Origin of the sequence: Streptomyces sp. NPDC051064 (assembly GCF_044455985.1) — a bacterium.
GTDB lineage: Bacteria > Actinomycetota > Actinomycetes > Streptomycetales > Streptomycetaceae > Streptomyces.
Map to the genome: position 1 here is coordinate 681,060 of NZ_JBITFK010000001.1, position 19,763 is coordinate 700,822.

At 70.7% G+C, this 19,763-nt stretch carries 17 protein-coding genes and 1 pseudogene; 13 read left to right on the plus strand and 5 right to left on the minus strand.

Going from position 1 to position 19,763, the window contains the following annotated elements; genetic code table 11:
- The first annotated feature begins 383 nt into the window (after window positions 1-383).
- Entirely contained in the window at window positions 384-3,116 is a 2,733-nt protein-coding gene (gene aceE, locus ACIBCU_RS03205) for a pyruvate dehydrogenase (acetyl-transferring), homodimeric type (RefSeq protein WP_362937384.1), read from the plus strand.
- 61 nt (window positions 3,117-3,177) lie between these two features.
- Here aceE and ACIBCU_RS03210 read toward each other — a convergent pair whose 3' ends face one another.
- Both ACIBCU_RS03210 and ACIBCU_RS03215 read right to left on the minus strand, forming a co-directional pair.
- Window positions 3,178-3,606 carry a peptidase inhibitor family I36 protein gene (locus tag ACIBCU_RS03210; RefSeq protein ID WP_362937387.1) on the minus strand — a complete coding sequence of 143 codons (429 nt, stop codon included), beginning with the start codon at window positions 3,604-3,606 and terminating at the stop codon, window positions 3,178-3,180.
- Between the two features lie 209 nt (window positions 3,607-3,815).
- Entirely contained in the window at window positions 3,816-5,426 is a 1,611-nt protein-coding gene (locus ACIBCU_RS03215) for an MFS transporter (protein WP_399228867.1), read from the minus strand.
- Between the two features lie 115 nt (window positions 5,427-5,541).
- Between ACIBCU_RS03215 and ACIBCU_RS03220 the strand changes: the two genes are divergently transcribed.
- The 8 genes from ACIBCU_RS03220 (at window position 5,542) to ACIBCU_RS03255 (ending at window position 14,737) form a co-directional block, all read left to right on the plus strand.
- Entirely contained in the window at window positions 5,542-6,207 is a 666-nt protein-coding gene (locus ACIBCU_RS03220; RefSeq protein WP_362937393.1) for a TetR family transcriptional regulator, read from the plus strand.
- 234 nt (window positions 6,208-6,441) lie between these two features.
- Window positions 6,442-7,653, plus strand: a complete 1,212-nt coding sequence (locus ACIBCU_RS03225; protein WP_362937396.1) for an alpha/beta hydrolase — start codon at window positions 6,442-6,444, stop codon at window positions 7,651-7,653.
- A 117-nt stretch (window positions 7,654-7,770) separates the two neighbouring features.
- The gene (locus ACIBCU_RS03230) at window positions 7,771-8,691 is read left to right on the plus strand and encodes a DUF4429 domain-containing protein (protein WP_399228870.1); all 921 of its coding nucleotides are present in this window, start codon (window positions 7,771-7,773) and stop codon (window positions 8,689-8,691) included.
- Window positions 8,692-8,837: 146 nt separating this feature from the next.
- On the plus strand, window positions 8,838-10,187 hold the full coding sequence (locus ACIBCU_RS03235) for a sensor histidine kinase (RefSeq protein ID WP_399228872.1): 1,350 nt from the start codon (window positions 8,838-8,840) through the stop codon (window positions 10,185-10,187).
- The gene (locus ACIBCU_RS03240; protein ID WP_399228874.1) at window positions 10,184-10,864 is read left to right on the plus strand and encodes a response regulator; all 681 of its coding nucleotides are present in this window, start codon (window positions 10,184-10,186) and stop codon (window positions 10,862-10,864) included. Before ACIBCU_RS03235 ends, ACIBCU_RS03240 begins: the two co-directional genes overlap by 4 nt.
- Window positions 10,865-11,035: 171 nt before the next feature.
- On the plus strand, window positions 11,036-12,079 hold the full coding sequence (locus ACIBCU_RS03245; RefSeq protein WP_362937409.1) for an alpha/beta hydrolase: 1,044 nt from the start codon (window positions 11,036-11,038) through the stop codon (window positions 12,077-12,079).
- Window positions 12,076-13,284, plus strand: a complete 1,209-nt coding sequence (locus ACIBCU_RS03250) for an acyltransferase (protein ID WP_362937413.1) — start codon at window positions 12,076-12,078, stop codon at window positions 13,282-13,284. Before ACIBCU_RS03245 ends, ACIBCU_RS03250 begins: the two co-directional genes overlap by 4 nt.
- Window positions 13,285-13,852: 568 nt before the next feature.
- Entirely contained in the window at window positions 13,853-14,737 is an 885-nt protein-coding gene (locus tag ACIBCU_RS03255) for a hypothetical protein (protein ID WP_399228877.1), read from the plus strand.
- Between the two features lie 137 nt (window positions 14,738-14,874).
- Here ACIBCU_RS03255 and ACIBCU_RS03260 read toward each other — a convergent pair whose 3' ends face one another.
- Entirely contained in the window at window positions 14,875-15,894 is a 1,020-nt protein-coding gene (locus ACIBCU_RS03260; RefSeq protein WP_399228879.1) for an aldo/keto reductase, read from the minus strand.
- Window positions 15,895-15,898: 4 nt separating this feature from the next.
- On the minus strand, window positions 15,899-16,360 hold the full coding sequence (locus ACIBCU_RS03265) for a MerR family transcriptional regulator (RefSeq protein ID WP_399228881.1): 462 nt from the start codon (window positions 16,358-16,360) through the stop codon (window positions 15,899-15,901).
- 87 nt (window positions 16,361-16,447) lie between these two features.
- On the opposite strand from ACIBCU_RS03265, the gene ACIBCU_RS03270 reads away from it, so the two are divergent.
- Complete coding sequence (locus ACIBCU_RS03270) at window positions 16,448-17,269, plus strand: serine hydrolase domain-containing protein (RefSeq protein WP_399228883.1); 822 nt, start codon at window positions 16,448-16,450, stop codon at window positions 17,267-17,269.
- A 2-nt stretch (window positions 17,270-17,271) separates the two neighbouring features.
- On the opposite strand, the pseudogene ACIBCU_RS03275 reads toward ACIBCU_RS03270, so the two are convergent.
- A pseudogene (locus ACIBCU_RS03275) lies at window positions 17,272-17,682 on the minus strand (ATP-binding protein); the annotation flags it as partial.
- Between the two features lie 83 nt (window positions 17,683-17,765).
- On the opposite strand from ACIBCU_RS03275, the gene ACIBCU_RS03280 reads away from it, so the two are divergent.
- From ACIBCU_RS03280 to ACIBCU_RS03290, 3 genes are read left to right on the plus strand one after another with little or no spacing between them, the layout of a single operon-like run.
- Window positions 17,766-18,614, plus strand: coding sequence for a helix-turn-helix transcriptional regulator (locus ACIBCU_RS03280; protein ID WP_362937430.1), 849 nt, complete (start codon window positions 17,766-17,768; stop codon window positions 18,612-18,614).
- Window positions 18,574-18,840 carry a DUF397 domain-containing protein gene (locus ACIBCU_RS03285; protein ID WP_362937433.1) on the plus strand — a complete coding sequence of 89 codons (267 nt, stop codon included), beginning with the start codon at window positions 18,574-18,576 and terminating at the stop codon, window positions 18,838-18,840. Before ACIBCU_RS03280 ends, ACIBCU_RS03285 begins: the two co-directional genes overlap by 41 nt.
- Before the next feature lie 3 nt (window positions 18,841-18,843).
- Entirely contained in the window at window positions 18,844-19,350 is a 507-nt protein-coding gene (locus ACIBCU_RS03290) for an HAD domain-containing protein (RefSeq protein ID WP_362937436.1), read from the plus strand.
- Window positions 19,351-19,763 lie beyond the last annotated feature (413 nt).

A 19,763-nucleotide genomic window follows, 5' to 3' on the forward strand; every position in this document is an offset into this window, starting at 1 on the left:
CCGGCGTCCGAGACCGCCTAAACGGTGACGTTCCATGCCACGTCGCCGCAACTACCGGCATGTCTCCTGCGGGGCCGGAAATGGTGTCCGGACCCTTTACGTCCTTCCTCAGCTTATGCCGTTTCGCTCCGCCATTCGGATTCGAACGGGCTTTGGGAACGCTTGGCCGGGTTGGGCGTATGGTTGCGGTTTGGGCAGGACTGCTCTCGCGCTGCTGGTACTGGTGCCCGGACACGGCGTCCCGGAACCTCGTGTTACCCCACAGTAGAGATGACGTCCGGCTCCTCGCGGTACACGATGGAGGCGGCGTACAGCAGCCGCCCCGGGGGTACGTTCCCCGCATACAGGCCCCGAAGAGCACCACCGAACAGCGAAGGAACAGCGTGGCTTCCGGATCCGATCGCAACCCGATCATCATTGGCGGCCTTCCGAGCCAGGTCCCGGACTTCGATCCTGAAGAGACCCAGGAATGGCTCGACTCCCTCGACGCCGCCGTCGACGAGCGCGGCCGTGAGCGGGCCCGCTATCTGATGCTCCGGCTCATCGAGCGTGCGCGCGAGAAGCGCGTGGCCGTGCCCGAGATGCGCAGCACCGACTACGTCAACACGATCGCCACGAAGGACGAGCCGTTCTTCCCGGGCGACGAGGAGATCGAGCGCAAGGTCCTCAACGCGACCCGGTGGAACGCCGCGGTGATGGTTTCCCGCGCCCAGCGTCCCGGGATCGGTGTCGGCGGCCACATCGCCACGTTCGCCTCCTCCGCCTCGCTGTACGACGTGGGCTTCAACCACTTCTTCCGGGGCAAGGACGACGGCCTGGGCGGCGACCAGATCTTCTTCCAGGGCCACGCGTCCCCGGGCATCTACGCCCGCGCCTTCCTGCTCGACCGGCTGAGCGAGGCCCAGCTCGACGGCTTCCGCCAGGAGAAGTCGAAGGCGGGCCACGCGCTCTCCAGCTACCCGCACCCGCGGTCGATGCCGGACTTCTGGGAGTTCCCGACCGTCTCGATGGGCCTCGGCCCGCTCGGCGCCATCTACCAGGCGCGGATGAACCGCTACATGGAGGCGCGCGGCATCGCCGACACCTCCAAGTCGCACGTCTGGGCCTATCTCGGCGACGGCGAGATGGACGAGCCCGAGTCCCTCGGCCAGCTCTCCATCGCCGCCCGCGAGGGCCTCGACAACCTCACCTTCGTGGTGAACTGCAACCTGCAGCGCCTCGACGGCCCGGTGCGCGGCAACGGCAAGATCATCCAGGAGCTGGAGTCGCAGTTCCGGGGCGCCGGCTGGAACGTCATCAAGCTGGTCTGGGACCGCACCTGGGACCCGCTGCTCGCGCAGGACCGCACGGGCATCCTGGTCAACAAGCTGAACACGACCCCGGACGGCCAGTTCCAGACGTACGCGACCGAGACCGGGGCGTACATCCGTGACCACTTCTTCGGTGACGACCCGCGGCTGCGGGACATGGTCAAGGACATGTCCGACGACCAGATCCTGCACCTGGGCCGCGGCGGTCACGACCACCGCAAGGTCTACGCGGCGTACGCGGCGGCCAAGGCCCACAAGGGCCAGCCGACCGTGATCCTGGCGCAGACGGTCAAGGGCTGGACGCTCGGACCGAACTTCGAGGGCCGCAACGCGACCCACCAGATGAAGAAGCTCACGGCGGACGACCTGAAGCGCTTCCGTGACCGCCTGCACATCCCGATCGCGGACAAGCAGCTGGAGGACGGCAACCCGCCGTACTACCACCCGGGCCGCGACTCGGAAGAGATCCAGTACATGCACGACCGCCGCCAGGGTCTGGGCGGTTACGTCCCGACCCGTGTGGTGCGGGCGAAGCCGCTGCCCCTTCCGGACGAGAAGGCGTACGCGACCGCGAAGAAGGGTTCGGGTCAGCAGTCGATCGCCACGACCATGGCGTTCGTCCGTGTGCTGAAGGACCTCATGCGGGACAAGGAGATCGGCAAGCGCTTCGTGCTGATCGCGCCCGACGAGTACCGCACCTTCGGCATGGACGCGTTCTTCCCGAGCGCGAAGATCTACAACCCGCTCGGTCAGCAGTACGAGTCCGTGGACCGTGAGCTCCTCCTCGCGTACAAGGAGTCGCCGACCGGCCAGATGCTGCACGACGGCATCTCCGAGGCCGGCTGCACGGCCTCGCTGATCGCCGCGGGTTCGGCGTACGCCACGCACGGCGAGCCGCTGATCCCGGTGTACGTCTTCTACTCGATGTTCGGTTTCCAGCGGACCGGTGACCAGTTCTGGCAGATGGCCGACCAGCTCTCGCGCGGCTTCGTCCTGGGCGCGACCGCCGGCCGTACGACGCTGACCGGTGAGGGCCTGCAGCACGCGGACGGCCACTCGCAGCTGCTCGCCTCGACGAACCCGGCGTGTGTCTCCTACGACCCGGCGTTCGGGTACGAGATCGCGCACATCGTCAAGGACGGTCTGCGCCGGATGTACGGCGAGGACAGTGAGGACGTCTTCTACTACCTCACCGTCTACAACGAGCCGATCCAGCACCCCGCCGAGCCCGCCGACGTGGATGTCGAGGGCATCCTCAAGGGCGTGCACCGCTACCGCGCCGGCGAGCAGGGCGAGATCCCGGCCCAGATCCTGGCGTCCGGCGTGGCGGTCCCGTGGGCGGTCGAGGCCCAGCGGATCCTCGCCGACGAGTGGAACGTGAAGGCGGACGTCTGGTCGGCGACCTCCTGGAACGAGCTGCGCCGTGAGGCCGTGGACGTGGAGCGCCACAACCTGCTCCACCCGGAGGAGGAGCAGCGCGTCCCCTACGTGACGCGGAAGCTCTCCGGCTCCGAGGGCCCGTTCGTGGCGGTCTCGGACTGGATGCGGTCCGTGCCCGACCAGATCGCGCGCTGGGTGCCCGGCGCCTATCAGTCGCTGGGCGCGGACGGCTTCGGCTTCGCCGACACCCGGGGGGCGGCCCGCCGCTTCTTCCACATCGACGCGCAGTCGATCGTGCTCGCGGTGCTGACGGAGCTGGCCAAGGAAGGCAAGATCGACCGTTCGGCGCTGAAGACGGCGCTGGACCGCTACGAGCTGCTGGACGTGACCGCCGCGGGCCCCGGCCCGGAGGGCGGCGACGCGTAGGGAACCCACGGTTCCGGAAGAAGGGCGGCGGGCCCCGGGTCCGCCGCCCTTCGGCGTTCGCTCAGCTCTCCCAGATCTTGAAGGCCCGGACCGCGTACGGCGACCGGGGCACCCAGGTGCCGCCTCCCGGGTACGTCTCGAACTCGCCGGTCTCCGCGCACTCGGCGGACTGGTAGGTGGTGACGGGCCGGCCGGTGCGGTTGACGAGCGCCTGGGCGTGGCCTGCGTCCGGCAGGGGGACGCAGCTCTCGATGTCCACGGTGGACAGCTCGTGGACCTGCCTGGGCCCGGTGAAGCCGGACTTCGCCCAGAGGCAGAGCTGCCCCGCGCCGCACGGCGCGAGCCCCGCCGGGGCGGACTGCGGGGCGCTGCGGGAGCGCTCCTGTCCGGTGGGCCCGTGGTGGGCGGCCGGCGCGGCGCCGGAGGACAGGGCCGTGGCCGGGACGAGTGCGGTGGCCGCCAGGGTGGCGGCGAGGACGGTCTTGCGCATGGTGGATCAACCCCCGTGGTCGAGCGAGCCGGGCGGCTCGCCATGTCCGCACTCTGACCTGCGGGAGTACGGGCCGGGAAGGGGCCTGGCGGCGGACCACCCTGATAGGCGACAGCCCCGCCGGAACCGTCCGGCGGGGCTGTCGGGTGCGCTGTGTTGACGCCTGGGTCCCAGGGGCGGCCCGGGGCGGGCCAGGTGTCTCCGAGGGGTCAGATGTGGCCCGCGCCCATTCCGGCCTCGGCGTTCTTGCCCCGCTTGGTGAGCGTGGCGACCAGGGCGGCGACCACCGCGACGATGCCCGCGACCATGAAGGCCGTGCTCATGCCCGACACGAAGGTGTCATGGGCGACGCCCGTGATGGTCGCCGCGATCTCCGGCGGGGTGCCGGGTGCGACGGGCGGCATGCCGACCTTGATGGCGGCGGACGCCTGGTCCAGCTGCGCCGGGTCGACCGGCGGGAGTCCCGCGGCCTTCCAGTTGCCGTCGAGCTTCGCGTCGACCTGGGCGGCCATGACGGCGCCGAGTACGGCCGTACCGAGGCTTCCGCCGACCTGCATGGCGGCCTGCTGGAGTCCGCCCGCGACACCGGAGAGCTCCATCGGGGCGTTGCCCACGATGACCTCGGTGGCACCGACCATGACCGGTGCGAGGCCGAAGCCGAGCAGCGCGAACCAGAGCGACATGGTCAGCGTGCCGGTGCCGATGCTCAGCTGGGACATCCCGAACATGGCGACCGCGACGGACACCATGCCGCCCACCAGCGGCACGCGCGGTCCGAACTTGGTGATCGCGGCGCCGGCCAGCGGGGAGCCGACGATCATCATCCCGGTCAGCGGCAGCAGGTGCAGACCGCTGTCGACGGGGCTCATGCCATGGACGTTCTGCAGGTAGAAGGTGACGAAGAACAGGCCGCCCATGAAGGCGAACGCCATGAGCACCATCAGGACCACGCCGGCCGACAGCGGCACGGAGCGGAACATCGCCAGGGGGATCAGCGGCTCCCTGACCTTCGTCTGGGTGAGCGCGAACGCGGCGAACAGGACGATGGCACCGACGAGGAACCCGATCGTCTTCGGGTCGCCCCAGCCCCACTCGGAGCCCTTGATCAGCGACCAGATCAGGCAGAACATCGCCAGCGACAGCAGCACGATGCCGCCGATGTCGAAGGACCTGGGCGCGTTCTCGGCGCGGTGGTCCTTGAGGATCACCAGGCCGAAGACGAGCGCGATCACGCCGACCGGGACATTGATGAAGAAGACGGACTGCCAGCTGACGTGCTCCACGAGCACACCGCCGAGGATGGGGCCGCCCGCGGTCGAGGCACCGATCACCATGCCCCAGATGCCGATCGCCATGTTCAGCTTCTCGGCCGGGAAGGTGGCGCGCAGCAGACCGAGCGCCGCCGGCATCAGCAGGGCGCCGAAGAGCCCCTGCAGCACCCGGAAGATGATCACCAGGGCCACGCCCTGGGAGAGGCCGATGGCCGCCGAGGCGGCGGCGAAGCCCGCGATGCCTATCAGGAACGTCTGCCGGTGGCCGAACCGGTCACCGAGCTTGCCCGCGGTGATCAGGGACACCGCGAGGGCGAGCATGTAGCCGTTGGTGATCCACTGGACGTCGGCCAGCGAGGCGCCGAGGTCGTGCTGGATCGCGGGGTTGGCGATCGCGACGATCGTGCCGTCGAGGGCCACCATCATCACGCCGATGGCCACGGCGAAGAGCGTCAGCCAGGGGTGGCCGCGCAGCCCTTTCACCGGTGCGGGAACAAGGGTGTCGTCAGGCTCCCGCGGTGCCTTGTCGACTGTGGTCTGACTTGTCATACGCGGGACGTTATGTCAGCTACTGACAGTTGACAAACCAATTCACAAGACAGTAACTGTCACGTAGCTCACAGGTAGGCTGATCAGGGAAAAGCAGGGAAAAGAGGTCCGGTACGTGACACGCAGGCAGACATCCGGGGTTCCCGTGCCGGGGGCTCCGACCGGGTTGCGCGAGCGTAAGAAGCGGCGCACCCGCGAGGCCCTGCTGCACACCGCCCTCAGGCTCTTCACCACACAGGGCTACGACCGGACGACGGTCGACGAGATCGTCGACGCCGTCGATGTCTCCCAGCGCACCTTCTTCCGCTACTTCGCCAACAAGGAGGCCGTCGCCTTCGCCGTCCAGGAGGCGGTGGACGCGCGCTTCCTCGCGGAGCTGCGTCAACGTCCCGCCGCGGAAGCCCCTTTCGAGGCAATGCGCCGGGCGGCACTGGATGCCTGGAAGACCATCGCCGAGACGGACGACGACGTCACGGTCGAACTCCAGATGCGCGCCTACCGGGTGATCGAGTCGACCCCCGCGCTGCACGCCGCCCATATGCGCCGCCACATCGGCCTGGAGCAGCAGACCGCCCTGCTGATCGCGGAGCGTGAGGGGATCGACCCGGAGACGGATCCGCGCCCCCGGGTCGCCGTCGCCGCGTTCTCCGGGGTGATGCGGATGACCGGACAGCTGTGGGGCCGCCGCGAGGACGCCGGGGTGGAGGCGCTCAGGGAGCTGACCGAACTCCACCTGGACCAGCTCGGACCTGCGCTCTCCGGGAGCTGGCGCGCCGCGTAGGCACGCTTACGCGAACCGCACAGCTGTGCCGCACCCCTCACCGCTCCCGCATGGCCGAACTCACAATGCCCCTGCTCCGGGGGCCGATTCGCGTACGCGACGGGCTTCATCCGTATCGGATCGTGGATCCCGCGCACACGGAGCGTAAGAGACGGACGGTCAATTCCCCGCGGTCGAGTGATCCGTGTCACCCCTGCCACGACGTCACGCGCGTGTCTCCTAGGGTGGGGCGCAGTGACTTCCTTCGACTCCTCCCCCACTCTCACCGCGTGGCGCGCTCTGCTCGCCATCGCGGTCGTGTTCGTGATGCTGGCGACCACCGGATGGACCGCCGTGCGTCATCAGCACACGTCAGCGCCGCGCGAGACGGCGCTCGCCTCCTGGGCGAAGGACCGGATAGCCGGTCACGCCCTCCCGGACGTGAGCGCCCCGGCATACCGGCTGGCGCACTTCTTCGCGACGCTCACGGCGGGCCAGCAGGTCGCCCTGGCCGACAAGTACCCGCTGGTGGTGGGGAATCTGGACGGCGCTCCGGTCACCCTGCGCTACCGGGCCAACCGGCACGCGCTGGCGCAGGCGGAATCGGCCGAGGAACAGCGGGCGCGGGACACACGTCTCTCACCGGACGGGCGCCATCAGGCCGCGCTCCGGCTGGCGCGTTTCCGGTCCATGCTCTCCGGTGACCGGCAGATCCTCGCCTTCGATCCGTCGGGCCGCGGCCGGGCGGCCGAGGTCCTCGGCGACCTCGACCGGGCCGAGCGGGTCTCGGTCGTCGTCCCCGGGGTCGACACGAATCTCCTGACGCTGGAGCGCACCGGGGTCAAGAAGAACGCGGCGCCCGTCGGCATGGCGCAGTCGCTGTACGCCGCGGAGCGCTCGGCGCGTCCAGGTTCGCGTACGGCGGTCATCGCGTGGGCGGACTACACGGCGCCCGTCGGGATCGGCATGGACTCCGCGCTGGGCGGGCTCGCGGCGGAGGGGGCGGAGCGGCTGAACGGCCTCCTGGACGCGCTGCCCGGCGCGTCGGACGTCTCGTTGTTCTGCCACAGCTACGGCTCCGTGCTGTGCGGCATGGCCGCGGACGAGCTGCCGTCCAGGGTGTCCGACATCGCGGTGGCCGGCAGCCCCGGGATGCGGGCGGACAACGCCGACGCCCTGCACACCGGGGCCAGGGTCTGGGCGATGCGGGACAGCGACGACTGGATCGCGGACGTGCCGAACATGGCGTTCGGCGGGCTCGGACACGGCGCCGACCCGGTCGACCCGGCCTTCGGCGCGCGGATCGTGTCGGCTAACGGCGCGATCGGGCACAGCGGCTATTTCGAGCCGGGCACGGAGAGTCTCGACAACTTCGCCGCAATCGGCGTGGGCGCCTACGACTCGGTCAGCTGTGCGAGCTCCGACGGCGCGTGCCAGCGGGAGATTTCCGGCGAGTCAGAGGCCTGACGCGCGTAGAAAGACGTCTGACGCGCGTAGAGAGCGGCGAACGGCCTGTCTGCCTGGTCGCGATTCTGCCAGTACCGAAGGGGGACGTGCGGGCCTGTGCCACATACGATGAGGCACATGGGTGATGTGCTGGCCGGAATTCATGCCACCTGGGAGTTCGACACCGACTCCGTGCTCATCCGCTTCGAACGGGGAATCCGCACGCCGAGGCTCTTCCAGAGTCTGCGTGAACGCCGCATTCCGTACGCGGCGTTGTCTTCGGTGACGCTGACCCCCGGCAAGCGGGGCACGGTGGTCCTGCGGGCGGTGCCGAGACCAGGTGCCGATCCGCTGCTCGCGGCCGCGGCCGGGCAGCTCAAGGAGGGGAGCGACCCCTACCGCCTGGTACTGCCCGCCGAGCGCCAGACGCTCGCCGAGTACTACGCCGACGAGCTGCGCGCCGTGCTCGGGTCCGAGGCGTCCCTGCCCGCCGAACGCTTCATGGTGACGGCGCCCGAGGCGCCGATGCACTTCAAGGCGTACGACGGCCGGGCCGGCTTCGACGGGTCCCTGGTCTCCTTCCGGTGGTTCTGGACGGGGGCGTCGAGCGCCAAGTGGAAAGCGGGCGACCAGACGTTCCCCGTGGCGGAGCTGGGCGGGATCGAGTGGCGTTCGCCCGAGGCCTTCGAGGGATATCTCCGGCTGCTGCCACGCGGCGCGGCGTCGGACTCCGACGCGGACGGCCCCGGACCGGACCCGGTGCCCGGCGGGCAGACGCCCGTCCGCGCCCAGCCGGACCAGGATCCCGCCGCTGTGGTGTTCGGCCTGGGCTACGGGCCGGTGCACGAGTCGCTGCCGTTCGCCGCGGCGGTCCTGGAGTCCGTGCGCCGGACGCAGTCGGTGCCGGTCGCGACCGCGCCGGTCCCGGTGGGCGGTGCGCGGCGCGACCCCGCGGACATCGCGGAACGGATACGCCACCTCGGGGACCTGCACCAGGCGGGCCTGGTGACGGACGCGGAGTACAGCGCGAAGAAGGCGGAGCTCCTCGCCGAGCTGTAGGCCGTACTTCGCCGGACGCCGCAGCACCCCGCCGTCCCACTCACGGAACAGGGCCGTCCCCTACCTGGGTACGGGGCCGGCGGCCCGCGGGTCCACCCCCGGGTATGACGCCGCCCGGCACACCCCGCACCTACTCTGACCCGATCATGCCCCCATCTCCCACCGGGCCCCCGCCCGCCGACGGTCTGCTGAGCGCCGCCCGCCGCAATCTGCGCGAGCTCGCCCACGGGCTGTCCCACGCGTCCCACCCGCCGACCCCGCTGTTCGCCGACTCCCCGAGACGCTGGTTGCGGCTGGTGCCGTACGTGGCCGTGCTCGCGCTCGCCGCGATCTTCATCCCGGTCACGATCCAGGTGCTGGCCAACGACTACGGGGTGCCCGGCGCGCTTGCCGGAGCCCTGGCCGTCGGGCAGGCCGCTCCCCTGCTGATGCTGGCGCACCGGCCGCTGCAGGCCTGGTGGATCGTCTTCGCCGCCGACATCGTGGGCGCCCTGGTGCTGCTGGGCCAGGGGCTGCGCCCCGACACCCTCTGGCCGTGGACTCCTCCGGGCCTCGTCGGCTATCTCTTCGTGCTGCTGGCCCTCGGGCTGCGGGAGAGCCGGCGGACAGCGATCGGCGTCTGGCTGGCGACGGGCGCGGCCGGGCTTCTGCTGTATTTGTTCAGGCCGTCGCACGACAACACCAGCGCGCTCCTGCTGTTCATCCTCAGCGGCGCGGTGCTGGTGATCGGGGCGGCGGTACGCGAGCGGAGCGAGGCCCAGCGCCGGCTCGTCGAGCAGGAGACGATCAGCGAGGCCGAGCGGGCGCAGCGCACGCTGCTGGAGGAGCGCACCCGGATCGCCCGGGAGCTCCATGACGTGGTCGCGCACCACATGTCGGTGATCACGGTGCAGGCCGACTCGGCGCCGTACCGGGTCAGCGGGCTCTCCGAGGAGGCACGGGCGGAGTTCGCCTCGATCGCGGCCGGGGCCCGGGAGTCACTGGCCGAGATGCGCCGGCTGCTGTCGGTGCTGCGCAGTGACGGCAGCCGGGGCGAGCTCGCCCCGCAGCCCGGACTCGACCGGGTGCAGCAGCTGGTGGAGGCGACGGTACGGGCGGGGCTCCCGGCCGAGCTGTCGATGGCGACGGACGTGCGGGAGGCGCTGGAGCGGGGCGGCGTGCCGCAGGCGGTGGACCTGTCGGCGTACCGCATCGTGCAGGAGGCGCTGGCCAATGTGGTGCGGCACGCGCCGGGTGCGCGGACCAGGGTGTCGGTCACGGCGCGCGACGGCCATCTGACCGTGCTGGTCGTGAACGAGGAGGCGAGGAAGCCGGGTTCACCGCTGGAGACGTCGGGGACCGGACACGGGCTGGTCGGCATGCGGGAACGCGTACGGTTGACCGGCGGCACACTCGACACCGGGCCCCTGCCGGACGGGGGCTTCCGGGTGGCCGCGCGGCTCCCGCTGCCACCGGACAGGCCGCCCTCTCCATCCGTGACTCCGGAGGAATCGTGACCATCCGCGTGATCATCGTCGACGACCAGGCCATGGTGCGGGCCGGGTTCGCCGCGCTGCTGGCGGCGCAGAGCGACATCGACGTGGTGGGCGAGGCCCCGGACGGGCGCCAGGGCGTCGAGGTCAGCAGGTCGGTGCATCCGGACGTCGTCCTGATGGATGTCAGGATGCCGGAGATGGACGGACTGGCCGCCGCCCGCGAGCTGCTGAGCCCGCCGATGGGGGTGGTGCACCGGCCGAAGGTCCTGATGCTCACCACCTTCGACGTCGACGACTACGTCTACGAGGCGCTGCGCGCCGGCGCGTCCGGGTTCCTCCTGAAGGACGCCCCGCCGACGGATCTGATCTCGGCGGTGCGGGTCGTGGCGGCGGGGGACGCGCTCCTCGCGCCGTCCGTGACGCGGCGGCTCATCGCGGACTTCGCACGGCAGCGCCCGGCTCCGCCGTCCGGTGGGCCGGCACTGCGGCTGAACGGTCTGACACCGCGCGAGACGGAGGTCCTGGAGCTGATCGCCCGGGGCCTGTCGAACCAGGAGATCGCGGCGCGGCTGGTGCTGGCAGAGCAGACGGTGAAGACGCACATCGGCAAAGTGCTGGCGAAGCTCGGGCTCCGGGACCGGGCACAGGCCGTGATCTTCGCGTACGAGTCGGGGCTGGTGGCTCCGGGTGAGGCGTAGCCGCCCCTGCCGCTGACCCCCTGCTCGACGGGGGGCTGTCCCCCCGTACGCCCCCTACCCCGGTAGCACCGGACAGTTGGCTCCCCGGTGTGACGCCCTGTCACCCACCGTCTTCCTACCTTCCTCTCCGGCACACCGAACGGTGCGCCGGATCCGTAAGGGGAGGGCACGATGCGCCGATTCGCGAGGACGCTGGCCGCGGTCGCACTGGCGACCACCGTGGTGGCGGGGACGGCCGGCTGGGCGTCCGGGAACACCCAGCGGGCGGTGACGGGGCCGCCGCCCGGCAGCGCCTCGTGGCGTGCCGACGGGGTGCTGGGGCGGGAGCTACCGGACCCGGGCCGCGCGACGCCCGATCACGTGCGGGCGTTCTTCCGGGGGTTGAGTGCGGCCGAGCAGCAGGTGCTGCTGGAGCGGCACCCGTCGGTCGTCGGCAATCTGGACGGGGCGCCGCTGGAGCTCCGCTACCGCGCCAACGCCCTTGCGCTGCGCGCCTCCGACGACGCCCGGTACGCCGGGCTCGCCGCGTCCGGCCGGCAGATCCTCGCCTTCGACCCGCGGGGGCGCGGCCAGGTCGCCGAGGTCTTCGGGGACCTGCGCTCCGCGCGTCATGTGTCCGTCGTGGTGCCCGGGTCGGACATCGACGCGGGGACCTTCGACCGGCGCGGCGACGTGTACGGCACCCCGGCGGGCATGGCCAAGTCCCTGTACGCCGGGACGGGTCAGGGCAGTGCGGTGATCGCCTGGGCCGGTTACACCACCCCGGTCGGCCTCGGGCTGGACGCCGCGACGGGCACGCTGGCCGAGGCCGGGGCGGAGCGGCTGACCCGGTTCCAGGCGGGGCTGGCGGCCGACGGGCTGCCCGCGCCGGTCGTGTTCTGCCACAGCTACGGCTCGGTGGTGTGCGGGCTCGCGGCCTCCGGTCTCGGCGCCACGGACCTGGTCGTGCTCGGCTCCCCCGGGATGCGCGCGGACGACGTGGCCGGTCTGCACACCGGGGCACGTGTCTGGGCGGCCAAGGACGACACCGACTGGATCGACGACGTGCCGCACGTCCAGGTGGCGGGTCTGGGCCACGGCGCCGACCCGGCCGACGAGGAGTTCGGGGCGCGACGGGTGCCCGCGGAGGACGCCGAGGGCCACACCGGCTACTTCGCCCCCGGCACGGACTCGCTCCGCGCCTTCACCGCCATCGCCGAGGGGGTCTCCCGATGAGCGTGCGGCAGCTGGTCTCCCGGATCGACGCGGGCACTCCCGCCCACCGCGACCGCGCGGTCGACGGGCTGCGCGCCCTGGCGCTGATGGCCGTACCGGCCGGTCACTGGCTGCTCGGCGGGTTCGGCCTGGACAGCGAGGGCGGCCTGCACAACGCCAGCCCGCTCTCCACGTTCGCCGTGTTCTCCCCGGTGAGCTGGGTGCTCCAGATGCTGGGCGTGTTCTTCCTGGTCGGCGGCTACGCCTCCGTCCTCTCCTACCACCGCCGTCCGTCCACCACCGGCGCGTGGCTGCGCGGCCGGATGGTCCGGCTGAGCAGGCCCGTGCTCGGTGTGACCGCCGTGTGGGCGCTGATGATCCCGGTGCTGTACGCCGTCGGCGTCCCCGAGGACACCCTGCGTACGGGGGCGAAGCTGGTGATCCAGCCGCTCTGGTTCGTCGGGGTGTACGCCGTGGTCACGGCTCTCACGCCCTACTGCGTACGACTGGCCCGGCGGCTCGGCGGCTGGGCGGCCGCCCCGCTGATCGGCTCGGTCGCCGCGGTCGACTTCCTGCGCTACGGGCCGTACGCGGACGCCGTGCCGTCCTGGCTGAGCCTGCTGAACATCCTGCCCGGCTGGCTCTTCGCGTATCAGCTCGGCGTCAGCTGGGGCGAGGGCCGTCTCTCACGGCGGGGCGCCCGGCTCCTGCTCGTCGGCGGCACGGCCCTGTTCGCCGTGCTGCTGCTCGCCTTCCACTACCCGGCCTCGATGGTCGGCGTACCGGGCGAGGCCCGGACCAATTCGCATCCGCCGTCGCTGCTGGTCCTCGCCCTGGCCTCGGCACAGAGCGGTGCGGCGGTCCTGCTGCACGGCCGGATCGGTCGGGCGCTGCGCCGTCCCGCGCTGTGGGCGCCCGTGGTGGTCATCAACCTGTCGGCGATGACGATCCTGTGCTGGCACCAGACGGCGATGCTGGCCGCCGCCGTCCCGGCCTCCTTCGCCGGCGCCGTACCCGGGCTGACCACGGACCCGGACTCGATCAGCTGGATCCTGGCCCGGCTGGCGTGGATGCCCGTGTTCGCCGCCCTGCTGGTGCTGATCTCCCGGTACGCCCGCAGGTTCGAGGCTCCCTGGCAGACCACCGGCCGGACCGCGAACGCCCGCCGGGCAGCGGCCGGGCTGCTCGCGGCGGGCTTCGCGGTCTTCGCGCTCCGGCCGGCCTGAGGCCGCCGGGGGCCGCCGATGTCACGGGACGCCGTACGAGGAGTGACAAGTGTGGCGGGCGTTCGTTTCTCAAGCATGAGTAACAGTGATGCTCCGACGGCAACTGGCACCGGCTACGCATCTTTTGTTTCGGAACAGGCACGCGGGAGGGCGGGAAACGTGCCCGGCCCCAGGGCTGCGGAATCCCGCCCTGAGGTGCAACCGCATACGGCTTTCCCCACAGCAGTCCATGAGAGAACAGGAACGCCGATGTACGGGGAGCTGTTCAGGCTCTGGGCTGCCCGCGGCAGCACGCTCCCCGGCGCCCCGGACCCGGAGTGGCGCCGGCTCACTTCCTACAGGCACCACCAGGAGGAAACAGAGCGGACGTTGCGGATACTCCGCCTCCAGAAGAACACGCCGGTCGGATGATGTGACGGAGAACGTCATGCCGGTTCGCGCGCAAGAAAGCACGAACGGCCGGAAACCCGACGCGGAACGATTTTCTGCACGTATGACCTAGCAGGCCCAATCGGGTTAATTCAGGATTTCACTGACGCCTATTCAACCGCAGCGGCGTTGACCGACCGTGGAAGCCAGGGAGATGTGGGAACGGCACGCCGTTTTGGCCGACGCCTTCTGCGGTGCGGACGACCGCGTGCGTGAGGCGCAGTCGGTATTCGACGGGGCCCAGGCGGAACGTGCAAGAACTCTTGCCGCTTTCGCCGTCACTGTGGGTAGTGACGCAGCCGTTGCCGAGCTGCTGGGACTGAACGAGCGCGAGGTGCGACTTGCCCGCCGTACCGTGGGAAAGAGCGATGCCCGCTCGCTCGCCGGGGCGCTGCTCAGCCATCCGTCGGCCGCCGGGCCGGAGGCCGGCCCGGCGAAGGAGGCCGCTTCCGACGACAGCAGCCCCCTGCCCGCTCCCCAAGGCGCCGATCCTGCGGTAAAAGTACGGCTGGACTCCACGCAGTCATCCATTCCGTCACCCCGCGTGGAACAGTTCCCCACTCGACAGGCAACACCTGCGGGGCCCACAGGACTGAAGGAGTGGTCACACGCTCACGACTCCTTGCTCGTGGACGGCTGGAGCAAGGGCGCGGATGCCGCAGCCCTTGCCGCCCAACTCGGCATCGGGCTCACGGAACTGGTCTCCCGGGCCCAATCGCTGTTCGCAGCCGGCCGCCTCCCGTATGTACGCCGCGACCGGGGCCGTCACCGGCGCCTCACAGACGAATTCACCCGGAGCGGCGAGACCGCCCACGACTTGGACCGCGCCCTGTACCCGAGCTCGAGCGAGAACCATTCATGGCCGCCACCGGTCGACGCCACCGGACAAGGTCATACCGCGCAGTACGCGCCTTACGCCCAGGGCGGCAGCGGTTTTCTCTCCTCTCATGCTGATTCGACGCTCGGCGATTCTGGTTACCCGACCCCACAGAGGTGGGCTCACGAATACTCAGCGGAGCGCTGACACCTGGCCCCGGTGCGCCCCCACGGCCGACGCGAGTAACGTCTCGTCGGCGCCGCGCCCGTGGATGTCGACGATCCAAGAGCGTCATGCCCGCTTCGCGCCCCCGCGTTCCGGCCTGCCCGGGAAGCCGTGCCCGGCTACTCCCGCGCGGTGGCCGTGTTGCTCATGTCCGGGTACCGGTCCCCCGCCACCTGGCCCGCGATGGGCTCCAGCAGCTCCAGCTCCTGCTCGGTCAGCGTGAGCCGGGTCGCCGCCACGTTCTCCAGCAGACGGCTGCGCTTACGCGTGCCGGGGATCGGCACCACGGTCAGGCCGTGCACCTGTGCCCGCTGCTGCACCCAGGCCAGGGCGACCTGCGCGGCCGTCACGCCGTGCGCCGCCGCGATCTTGTGCACGGGCTCCAGCAGCGCGGCGTTGGTCTTCGCGTTCTCCCCGGTGAAGCGCGGCTGGTGCTTGCGGAAGTCGTCCTTCGTCAGGTCCTTGGCCGCGTCGGCGAACGCCCCGGTCAGGAAGCCGCGGCCGAGCGGCGAGTACGGCACGAGGGTCACCCCGAGCTCGACGGCCGCGGGCACGGCGCTGCGCTCCACGTCCCGGCTGAAGAGCGACCACTCGGACTGCAGGGCCGCGATCGGGTGCACGGCGTGCGCCTCGCGGAGCTCGTCCCCGGTCACCTCGCTCAGCCCGAGCTGCTTGACCTTGCCCTGCTGTACGAGTTCGGCCATCGCACCCACCGATTCGGCGAACGGGACGAGCGGGTCGCGGCGGTGCATGTAGTACAGGTCGATGACATCGGTGCCCAGCCGGCGCAGGCTGGCCTCGACGGCCTGGCGGATGTACGCCGGGTCGTTGCGCACACCCCGGTAGTGCGGGTCGTCGTCCCTCCGCTCGATGGCGAATTTCGTCGCCAGCGTGATCTCGTCGCGGTGCGCCCCGACGAACGGCGCGAGGAACGTCTCGTTGGCGCCGCTCCCGTAGATGTCCGCCGTGTCGAAGAGGGTGACTCCGACCTCCAGCGCCACCTCCAGGGTGTCCCGGGCGGAGGGCTCATCGGTGGCACCGTAGAACTCGCTGATCCCCATGCATCCGAGCCCCTGGACACCGACCTGCGGGCCTCCGTCCGCGAGCTGTACGGTCGCGATCTTTTCGGTCTCGCTCATAAGGTCAGACCCTTTCCGATTCCGACGCCGCGCGGGCGCCCCCATAAAAATCGATCTTGAAGTCGAGCACGGCGAGAGTCCCCTGGAGTTCCGCGATCCGTGTCTTCACGTCACGCCGGGTCGCTTCCAGCAGTTCCTGCCGCTCGGCGAAGGTGTGGTCGCCCTCCCGCAGGAGTTCCGCGTACCTGACCATGTCGGCGACCGGCATTCCGGTCAGCCTCAGCTTGCCGACGAAGGCCAGCCAGTCCAGGTCGCGGTTGCTGAAGCGGCGCTGGCCCGTGTGGGAGCGGTCGACGTGCGGCATCAGCCCGATCCGCTCGTACCAGCGCAGCGTGTGGGCGGTGAGCCCACAGAAGGCGACGACCTCGCTGATGGTGTAGTGGTCCTGGCCCTCGGGGCGCGGATGCGCCTTAGGGGCGGAAGCGCGGGTGTCCGTCCGTGCGGAACTGCTCTCCATCACCGTCATGGCCTCCACGCTAGAACGTTGGAGTGCACTTGAAGCAAGCGTAATCGGGTCGCGATCCCGGATTCGGCTCCCGTTAGGCTCATACGCATGCAGAGCCTGGCGATGATCGAGAACTGGCCCGTCCCCACCGCGGCAGCCGCCGTCGTCACCTCGGACGGCACGCTCCTGGGTACCCATGGTCCCACCGCGCACCGTTTCCCGCTGGCCTCGGTGACCAAGCCACTGGCGGCCTACGCGGCGCTGGTGGCCTACGAGGAGGGCGCCGTCGAGCTGGACGAGCCGGCGGGCCCCGAGGGCTCGACCGTCCGCCACCTCCTCGCACACACCAGCGGCCTCGCCTTCGACGAACACCGGGTCACCGCGCCCCCCGGCACCCGCAGGCTGTATTCCAACGCCGGGTTCGAGGTGCTCGGCGACCACATCGCGAAGGCCACGGAGATCCCGTTCGCCGAGTACGCCCGCCAGGCGGTCCTGGAACCCCTGGGCATGACGTCGACGTCCCTGGAGGGCTCCCCCGCGAAGGACGGCGTCTCGACCGTGGACGACCTCGTGCGCTTCGCGGCCGAGGTGCAGGCCCCGCGCCTCCTCGACCCGCGTACGGTCCTGGAGGCGCAGACCGTCGTACACCCCGGCCTCAAGGGCGTGCTCCCCGGCTACGGTCACCAGAACCCCAACGACTGGGGGCTCGGCTTCGAGATCCGCGACTCCAAGTCGCCGCACTGGACCGGGCTCTCCTCCTCCCCCGCCACCTTCGGCCACTTCGGCCAGTCCGGCACGTTCCTCTGGATCGACCCGGCGGCGGGCGCGGCCTGCGTCGCCCTGACGGACCGGGCCTTCGGACCGTGGGCGGCCGAGGTCTGGACCCCGTTCACCGACGCGGTGCTGGCGGAGCTCGCCGCATCCCGCTGAGCGCACTCGAACCACACCGTCTTCCCGCCCCCGTCGCGACGCTCCTCGACGCCCCAGCTGTCGGTGACGGCGTCCACCAGCAACAGCCCCCGCCCGCCCTCGTCGAGCACGTCCCCGGCGAGGGCGCGGGGCAGCCGTGGACAGGCGTCCGCGACCTCGACGCGCACACCCCCGGCGGGGAGCAGGAAGATGAGGGTCTGGCAGCGCCGGCCGGGAACGTGCCGTACGACGTTGGCGATCAGCTCGGTGAGGGCGAGCTCCGCCGCGTCCGCCACATCGACCAGGCCCCAGCGGATGAGGTAGAGCCGCAGGATGCGGCGCAGATGACGGGCGGAGTGGGCGCCCATCGCGAGGTCAGCGCGGTAGACCGCGGCCTCCGCGTCACCGGTCCGGGTATCGGATACGTGATTCATGGCACCAGCGTGCAACGCAGTGGTTACTCTCGGCTACGACCTGAAACGAACGCCGCCAGGCGTTGCACCGAAAGGCACCCGCCGTGGCCAACGTGCAGTCACTCGACCCCAGCGCCTCCCCGTTGGACTACTACGGCTGGGAGCTGCGCCGCCAGCGCGAGGCCCACGGCCTCAGGCAGGGCCAGCTCGGCGAGATCATCTTCTGCACGGGCTCACTGATCGGCCAGATCGAGACGACGAGGAAGGTGCCGACCCGCGACTTCTCGGAACGCCTGGACGCCGCGCTCGGCACGGACGGGGTGTTCTCGCGGCTGGTGGGCCTGGTCCTGCGGAGCCAACTGCCGACGTGGTTCCAGCCGTACGCGGAGATGGAGGCGCGGGCGACGTACATCTCCACGTATCAGGCGCAGTTGGTCTACGGGTTGCTGCAGACGGAGGCGTACGCGCGAGCGGTACTGGCCACGGGCATGCCCGACGACCTGGAGGGCCTGGTCGCGGCCCGGATGGAGCGCCAGCGGATCCTGGAGCGGGAACAGCCGCCGCTGGCCTGGGCGATCCTGGACGAGGCGGTGCTGCACCGGCCGATCGGCGGGCGCGAGATCATGCGGAACCAACTGGCCCGCTTGTTGGAGTTCACGAGGCACCGGTGGATGCGGATCCAGGTGCTGCCGTTCCTGGCGGGTGAACACTCCAGCCTCGCGGGGTCGTTCACCGCAATGCGCTTCGATGACGACCCGGACCTGATCTATACGGAGGACCTCATCTCCGGCCATATGACCGCCAGCCCCGAGACCATCAGGGAGGCTGCGCGCCGTTACGCTCACTTGCAGGCCGCAGCCCTCTCCGTCGAGGACTCCGCGGCACTGATCGCCCGTGTGATGGAGGAGCGTTATGGCAATCGGCCCGAACCAGAAGAGCGCGCCGTGGCGTAAGTCCAGCTACAGCGGAAACACCGGCGGTGACTGCGTCGAGTGCACCATGACCGGCGGCGCGGTCTGGCGGAAGTCCTCGTACAGCGGAAACACCGGCGGCGAATGCGTCGAGGTCGCCGACGGCTGCTCCGCATCCGTCCCCGTCCGCGACAGCAAGAACCCGTCCGGCCCCGTGCTCATCATGAGCACCGCCGCCTGGCAGGCCTTCGTGGACGGGCTCCGCTGACGCGTGTCCCGCTCCCCGCTGCCCCTCCTCTTCCTCGATGTCGACGGCCCGCTGATCCCGTTCGGCGCCACCCGGGAACAACTCCCCGACGGATACCCGGCCTTCGGGAAGCCGGGCCCGAATCCACTGATCACGAGAATCGACCCTGACCACGGACGCCGGCTGAGGTCGCTGCCGTGCGAGCTGGTGTGGGCCACGACGTGGATGTCCGACGCGAACGAGTACGTCGCACCGCGGCTCGGCCTGCCGGAACTCCCCGTGCTGGACCGGCCGGACCCGCCCCTCGACGACGGTACGAAGGGACTGCACTGGAAGACGTCCGCACTCGTGGGATGGGCCGCCGGACGCTCCTTCGCCTGGGTCGACGACGAGATCACCGACATGGACCGGGCCTGGGTGGAGGCACACCACCCAGGACGGGCACTCCTCCACCGCGTCGAGGCCTGGCGCGGGCTGACCGGCGCGGACTTCGCCGTACTGGACGCGTGGCTGAGGCGACTCCCGGACTGACGCCGCCGCGCCCGGGCTCCGACAGGTTCGTCGGCCATGCGATCTCACTATGACGACGTGGACTTCCGGGACCGCGCCGGGAAGACCCGCACCTGGGGCTTGGTCCCAACTGCGCGAGGGAACGCGACTGGCCCGAGGTCCTGGCGGTGCTCGGGAGCTCCATACCGGTCTCGGTCGTCGGCGGGTCGCTCTTCACGATCGGCGCGGTCTCGCGCCGGATGAGCGCCCACGCCCAGGCCCTGCGCGAACTGGACAAGCTGACGGACACGCCGAAGGACCAGGCATGTAGGCCCCGTTGTCGCCCGATCGCCGACTGCGGTGATCGTCGTCCAGGCGGGACGCTCCCAGAACCTTCGGCCATGGATACTCTCTGGGGATGTCGAATCAGTCGGTGGCGGCGGGAGTCAGAGTCG

Excerpts from the sequence above, each read along its gene's own strand:
- ACIBCU_RS03215 (WP_399228867.1), bottom strand. The coding sequence starts at position 5,426 with ATGACAAGTCAGACCACAGTCGACAAGGCACCGCGGGAGCCTGACGAC.
- ACIBCU_RS03285 (WP_362937433.1), top strand. The coding sequence starts at position 18,574 with ATGGCAATCGGCCCGAACCAGAAGAGCGCGCCGTGGCGTAAGTCCAGC.
- ACIBCU_RS03270 (WP_399228883.1), top strand. The coding sequence starts at position 16,448 with ATGCAGAGCCTGGCGATGATCGAGAACTGGCCCGTCCCCACCGCGGCA.
- ACIBCU_RS03230 (WP_399228870.1), top strand. The coding sequence starts at position 7,771 with ATGGGTGATGTGCTGGCCGGAATTCATGCCACCTGGGAGTTCGACACC.
- ACIBCU_RS03245 (WP_362937409.1), top strand. The coding sequence starts at position 11,036 with ATGCGCCGATTCGCGAGGACGCTGGCCGCGGTCGCACTGGCGACCACC.
- ACIBCU_RS03210 (WP_362937387.1), bottom strand. The coding sequence starts at position 3,606 with ATGCGCAAGACCGTCCTCGCCGCCACCCTGGCGGCCACCGCACTCGTC.
- ACIBCU_RS03265 (WP_399228881.1), bottom strand. The coding sequence starts at position 16,360 with ATGACGGTGATGGAGAGCAGTTCCGCACGGACGGACACCCGCGCTTCC.
- ACIBCU_RS03260 (WP_399228879.1), bottom strand. The coding sequence starts at position 15,894 with ATGAGCGAGACCGAAAAGATCGCGACCGTACAGCTCGCGGACGGAGGC.
- ACIBCU_RS03250 (WP_362937413.1), top strand. The coding sequence starts at position 12,076 with ATGAGCGTGCGGCAGCTGGTCTCCCGGATCGACGCGGGCACTCCCGCC.
- ACIBCU_RS03235 (WP_399228872.1), top strand. The coding sequence starts at position 8,838 with ATGCCCCCATCTCCCACCGGGCCCCCGCCCGCCGACGGTCTGCTGAGC.